This window comes from Acinetobacter sp. 228 (genome assembly GCF_048147885.1).
In genome coordinates this window covers 1-1,139 of the sequence record NZ_JAYWYV010000471.1, presented here as the reverse complement: position 1 = coordinate 1,139, position 1,139 = coordinate 1, and the positions used below count along the sequence as shown (strand labels likewise).

General features: G+C 42.5%; 2 protein-coding genes. One reads left to right on the top strand and one right to left on the bottom strand.

Annotated features, from left to right (window positions below):
- On the top strand, positions 1 to 504 hold a 504-nt coding region (locus VXQ92_RS19950), incomplete at its 5' end, for a helix-turn-helix domain-containing protein (protein ID WP_416682956.1).
- A 19-nt stretch (positions 505 to 523) separates the two neighbouring features.
- Here the strand turns inward: VXQ92_RS19950 and truA are convergent.
- Positions 524 to 1,139: tRNA pseudouridine(38-40) synthase TruA (gene truA / locus VXQ92_RS19945; RefSeq protein WP_416682955.1), on the bottom strand; the 616-nt coding region annotated here is incomplete at its 5' end.

Sequence of the window (1,139 nt, the reverse complement as noted above, 5' to 3'; positions counted from 1 at the left end):
GAAGGTGCTTCTGAAGATGAATACTTCCGTGTCTATGGCTGTCCGGTAAGCTTAGGTCAGAAAGAAACCCGGCTATATTTTGACCCTGCCATTTTAGATTTTCAACTTTGGCAGGCAGAGCCTGAATTACTTCAATTGCATGAACAATTGGCAATTGAAAAGTTACAAGAACTCGCCCGTTATGATTTAGTGGGTGAGGTTCGTCGTGCGATTGGTTCGACACTTGAAAGTGGAGAAACGACGCTAGAAACCGTAGCGGCACAATTAAATATTACACCGCGTCGTTTACGGACGCAGTTAAGTGAAGCAAATACCAGCTTCCAGCAAATACTTTCTGACTACCGTTGTCGTTTAGCTAAAAAACTTTTAGCTAACACTAATGAGAGTGTTGAGCGTATTGTGTATTTAACAGGTTTTTCTGAACCGAGTACATTCTACCGCGCGTTTAAGCGCTGGACTAACGAAACACCGGTTGAGTACCGTAAGCGTAAGCAACACCGTTAGAACTAAAAATTGGTTAAGCCTACTCAGGTAGGTTTAACCAATGTGGCCCGAGTGGTGGTTGTGGTAAGTCAAACTGCTCGGGATAATAACATTGAATAAAATAGAGACCATCAGGTGGGGCGGTAATTCCTGCTGCCTTTCGATCTTCGGCTGCGAACATTGTATCAATATGGTCGATTTCATACATGCCTTGCCCAATTTCAAGTAAGCAACCCATAATGTTTCGAACCATATGATGTAAAAAGCCATCAGCTTGAATATCTAAAACCAAATAACGTCCATGTTCAAACAAACGGCAATGCTTTACATGTCGTACAGGTTGATTTGACTGGCAGGCTGCTGCACGGAAGGTTTCAAAGTTATGCGTACCTTCAAATTTGCTGGCAGCTTTAATCATTTTTTGCACGTCTAATTTTTGATAAATATGCGTGACTTGTTTATGTAAAAGAGCAGGGCGATGTGGAGCGTTATATACAACATAGCGGTAGCGACGAGCAGTGGCTTTAAAACGTGCATGAAACTCTTCATCCATCTGTTTAATCCACTGAATTGAAATATCCTTAGGAAGTTGGCTATTTGCTCCCATGATCCATCCACGCTCTGGACGAATCGCATTAGTGTCAAAATGGGCCACC